The sequence below is a fragment of the Kitasatospora sp. NPDC091257 genome (assembly GCF_044757675.1).
Classification (GTDB): domain Bacteria; phylum Actinomycetota; class Actinomycetes; order Streptomycetales; family Streptomycetaceae; genus Kitasatospora; species Kitasatospora lactacystinica.
In genome coordinates, this window is record NZ_JBIVVI010000698.1 from 1 (window position 1) to 4,898 (window position 4,898).

At 75.4% G+C, this 4,898-nt stretch carries 3 protein-coding genes; 2 read left to right on the top strand and 1 reads right to left on the bottom strand.

Annotation, left to right across the window (positions count from 1 at the left end):
* Together ACIQOV_RS27585 and ACIQOV_RS27590 are read left to right on the top strand one after the other, a co-directional pair.
* Positions 1-1,026 (top strand): esterase/lipase family protein (locus ACIQOV_RS27585; RefSeq protein ID WP_401053015.1); only part of this gene is annotated, 1,026 nt, incomplete at its 5' end.
* An 11-nt stretch (positions 1,027-1,037) separates the two neighbouring features.
* Entirely contained in the window at positions 1,038-2,066 is a 1,029-nt protein-coding gene (locus tag ACIQOV_RS27590; protein WP_401053018.1) for an alpha/beta hydrolase, read from the top strand.
* A 198-nt stretch (positions 2,067-2,264) separates the two neighbouring features.
* Here the strand turns inward: ACIQOV_RS27590 and ACIQOV_RS27595 are convergent.
* Positions 2,265-4,898 (bottom strand): type I polyketide synthase (locus tag ACIQOV_RS27595; protein ID WP_401053021.1); only part of this gene is annotated, 2,634 nt, incomplete at its 5' end.

The window sequence follows — 4,898 nt, forward strand, 5'->3', positions numbered from 1 at the left end:
GCCGAGGTCAGCTCGTCCGCCGTGTCCCCGGCGCTCGCCCGCCGCCGGGCGTTGGGGGGCTGGAACACCGGCGCGCACCAGGTCCCGGTGCTGCTGGTGCACGGCGCCAACGACAACCCGGACCGGGCCTGGGCCAACCCCGGCGAGTCCGGCGGCTACGGCTGCGGCTCCATGTCCTGCCCGAACACCGGGCTGATGCAGAACCTGGCCGGGCGGGGCTACCGGGTCTTCGCGATCGGCTTCGCGCACAAGCAGGGCGACAACCTGATGCAGGCCCAGGAGGTCGGCGACGCCGTCGCGCTGATCCGTGCCAAGCTCGGCGTCCCGCAGGTGGACGTGGTGGGGTGGAGCAAGGGCGAGATGTCCTCGCGGGCCTACGTGTCCTCGGTGAAGCCCTCCTGGGGCCGCCCGTACGCGGGCGACGTGCGCAAGCTGATCACCCTCGGCGGCCCGAACGGCGGCTACGACTACCCGTTCGCGCACGGGTGGGCGCACGACTTCTCGATCTGGCCGCAGTGCGGCGGTGCCGTCAACGCCCCGTCCCCGCACCTGCGCATGACCTGCTACGGCACCTACACCGCGCACCCGGAGTTCTCCTTCACCCCCGCGAGCGGCTACGACAACTACCCGGGGCAGCGGCAGATGCTGGCCCGCTGGGACTCGGTGTTCGGCATCGACCAGACCCAGCAGGACTGGTACACGACCTACTACGGCGGGCAGGGCTTCTACACCGACGGCGGCGGCATCCAGGCCGCGATCAACGCCGGCTCGCTGATCGCCCCGCTGCACCAGGCCGGGGTGCCCTCCTCGGTGACGGCCTACCTCCTGGCCGGTGGCACGCCCAGCATCGTCGGGATCTTCAACGAGAACCGCGGGCCCAGCGACGGCGTGGTCTTCGTGGCCAGCGCGCTGGACACCACCGGCTTCGGCACCGTCGGCGGCACCGCGCTGATCGCCCTCGCCAACCACCTGCAACTCGGCTGGGACAGCGCGGCGAGCGCGCAGGTCGCCGGCTGGCTGAACTGAGGACATCCCGGATGATCACCGATCGACTGATCGCCACCGACCGGCTCACCGTGGGCTACGCCGAGATCGAGGGCCGCACCGGGGAACCCGTGGTCCTGGTGCACGGCAACGTCTCCTCCGGCGTCTTCTGGCACTCGACCATGACCGGGCTCCCCGCCCGCTACCGCCCGCTGGCCCCCGACCTGCGCGGCTTCGGCCGCACCGAGCCGCTGCCGGTGGACGCCACCCGGGGCCTGCGCGACCACAGCGAGGACCTGCTCTCCTACCTCCGGGCGCTGGCCCTGGGCCCGGTCCACCTGGTCGGCTGGAGCATGGGCGGCGGCGTGGTGCTGCAACTGCTGCGCGACCACCCGGAGCTGGTCCGTTCGCTCACCCTGGTCAACCCGGTCTCCCCGTACGGCTTCGGCGGCACCCACGGGGTGGACGGGCGGCTCAACTCGCCCGACGGGGCGGGCTCCGGCGCCGGCGGCGCGGCCCCCGATTTCGTCCGGCTGCTGCGCGAGGGCGAGACGGGCGCCGAGTCGCCGTTCGCGCCGCTCTCGGTGCTGAACACCACCTACGTCAGCGAGCCGCTGGCGGAGCCGGACCACTACGTGGCGGCGATGCTGACCACCCGGACCGGGGAGGACCACTACCCGGGCGACAGCCGCACGAGCGAGGCCTGGCCGGGCTTCGGTCCCGGCGAACGCGGGGTGCTCAACTCGATGGCGCCGACCCACTTCCGGATCGACGACCTGGAACTGGTCGAGCCGAAGCCGCCGATCCTGTGGATCCGCGGCACGGCCGACGTGATCGTCTCCGACACCTCGCTCTTCGACCTGGCCCACCTGGGGGCCATCGGTGCCGTCCCGGGCTGGCCCGGCGCGGACACCTGCCCGGCCCAGCCGATGGTGGCGCAGACCCGCGCCGTACTGGACCGCTACGCCGCCGCCGGCGGCCGGGTGCGCGAGGTCGCGGTCGAAGGCGCCGGGCACAGCGTGCAGTTGGAACGGCCGAAGGAGTTCCTGACGGCGCTGGTGGAGGTGCTGGACGGGGCCTGACGGCGGGACGGCCCCCGGCGGGTCGAGCAGTCCCGACGGACGGGGAAGGGCGGCCGGAGCGATGTGCTCCGGCCGCCCTCTTCGTGCTCCGGCCGCTCTCCTCGTGCGCCGTTCGACGGGTCCGGCACGGCGCGGTGCCACCGATCGACTCGGTGGCACCGCGATCCGCACGTCCGCGGGCCCTCCGGGCGGGACCGCTCAGTCCAGGTCGCTGTTGCCCAGCTCCTCCCGGACCAGGTTGAGCAGTTCCTCGTCGTCCGCGGCGTCGAGGAGGTCCGCGATGGTGTCCTCCTCCACCGGGGCACCGGCGGACCAGCGGGCCAGGAAGGCCTGGAGGCGCACGGTGACCCTGGAGCGGGAGAGCTCGTCCAGCGGGTTGACGGTCATCGCCGCCTCCAGCCCGTCGAGCATCCCGAGCAGCGGCTCGACGTCCGCGGCCGACTCGGCGCCGCCCGGGAGCGCGCCGTGCAGGTGGTCTGCCAGCGCGACCGGGGTCGGGTGGTCGAAGACGATCGTCGCCGGGAGCGCGACGCCGCACTCCCGCGCCAGCCGGTTGCGGAACTCGACGGCCGTGAGCGAGTCGAAGCCGAGGTCGCGGAACGGCCTGGTCTCGTCGATCTGTTCGGCCGCGGAGTAGCGGAGCACCTCGACCAGCACGTCCCGGACCAGCTCCAGCAGGACGGCCGTCCGCTCCTTGGCGTCCAGCCCGGCCAGCCGGGCGCGCAGCGCCCCGCCGTCCGCCCCGCCGTCCGCCGCCGGAGTCCCGGCCGAAGCCGCGGCCCCGGCCGGGGACCGGCCGTCGGCCGCCTCGGGCAGGTCGCCCAGCAGCGGGCTCGGCCGGCCCGAGGTGAAGGCGGGCGCGAACCGGGTCCAGTCCACGTCGGCGACGGTCAGCGCGTCCGCGCCGCCGTCCACGGCCGCCGCCAGGGCGGTGAGCGCGAACTGCGGGTCGAGCGGCGTCAGTCCGCGGCGGCGCAGGTACTCCTCCGCCCCGTCGACCGCCATCCCGGCGCCCGCCCACGGGCCCCACGCGACCGACGTCCCGACGAGACCGCGGTCCCGCCGGTTCCGGGCCAGGGCGTCCAGGTAGGCGTTGCCCGCCGCGTAGAGGGCCTGCCCGCCGCTGCCCCAGGTGGCGGCGATGGAGGAGAAGACCAGGAACAGCTCCAGGTCCGCCTCCGCGGTGAGCTCGTCCAGGTGGGCGGCGCCGTCGACCTTGCCTCCGGTGATCCTCGCGATGTCCTCGACGCCGGTCTGCGCCAGCATCGCCGACTGGGCGACACCGGCCGCGTGCACGACGCCGATCAGCGGGCGGTCGGCCGGGACCGCGGCCAGCGTCGCCGCCAGCGCCTCCCGGTCGGCGGCGTCGCACGCGGCCACCGTCACCCGGGCGCCGGCCGCCGTCAGTTCGGCGGTCAGCTCCTCGGCGCCCGGGGTCCGGGAGCCGCGGCGGCCGGTGAGGACCAGGTCGGTGACGCCCCGGCCGACCAGCCAGCGGGCGACGACCGCGCCCAGCGCGCCGGTACCGCCGGTGACCAGCACCGTGCCGGGCCGCGACGGCCGCCAGGGCTCCGCCGGGGCCGCTCCCGCGTCGGTGCGGACCAGGCGGCGGGCGAGCACCCGCTCACCTCGCAGGGCGAGCTGGTCCTCCCCGGTGGCCCCGTCGAGCACCGCCGCGAGCGCCGCGAGGGTGCCGGCGTCCGGCTCGGCGGGCAGGTCGACCAGCCCGCCCCAGCTCCGCGGGTGCTCCAGCGCCGCGGCCTGGCCGAAGCCCCACAGCTGCGCCTGCTCGGGGCGGGTGACCCGGTCCGCCGCGTCCACGGCCACCGCGCCCCGGGTGACCATCCACAGCGGGGCCTCCAGCTCCGCGTCGCCGAGGGCGTGCAGCAGCACGAGACCGCGGTCCAGCCCGGTGGGCAGGTAGGCGATCCCGCGGGCCTTCTCGGCCAGCGCGCGCAGCCGCTCCGCCAGTTGCTCCCGGTCGAGGTCGCCGACGGCGAGTCGGACCGGGGCGGTGTCGGCGGGCAGTCGCGTGAGCAGGGTGTCCGCGAACACGCCGTCGTCCTCGGTGTCGGTGACCAGCAGCCAGCCGCCGTCGAGCCGCGCCGGCGGGACCTCGACCGGCTTCCAGTCGATCCGGTAGAGGCAGTCGTCGAGGACCGCGGCGGCACCGTCGGACCGGCCGGCCGCCGCGAGCGGCAACCGCGGCCAGTACCGGTCCCGCTGGAAGGCGTACGTCGGCAGGTCCACCCGGCGGCCCTCCGGCAGCACGGCCGACCAGTCGACCTCGGCGCCCGCCGTCCAGAGCCGGGCGAGCGCCTCCAGGCCGGTGTCCCGCTCCTCGCGGCCCTTGCGCAGCAGCGGAGCGAAGGTGTCCGCCGCGACCGACTGCTGTGCCAGCCCGCAGAGCACGCCGTCGGGGCCGAGCTCCAGGTACCGGGTGACGCCCTGCTCCGCCAGGCGGGTGACGCCCTCGGCGAAGCGGACGGCCTCGCGGACCTGGCGGACCCAGTAGTCCGGTGCGGAGAGCAGCCCGGGTTCGGCGAGCGTCCCGGTCAGGTCGGAGACGACCGGGATGCTCGGCTCGGCGAAGGTCAACCCGCCGAGCACGGCGGCGAATTCTTCGAGCATCGGCTCCATCAGGGCCGAGTGGAAGGCGTGCGAGACGGTCAGCCGGCGGATCCGGCGGCCCTCGGCCTGCCACCGGGCGGCGAACTCCTCCACCGCCTCGACCGAACCGGAGACCACCACGGAGGTCGGGCCGTTGACGGCCGCGACGTCCAGGCGGTCGCCGATCGCCTCGCGGACCTCGGCCTCGGCGGCCTCGACCGC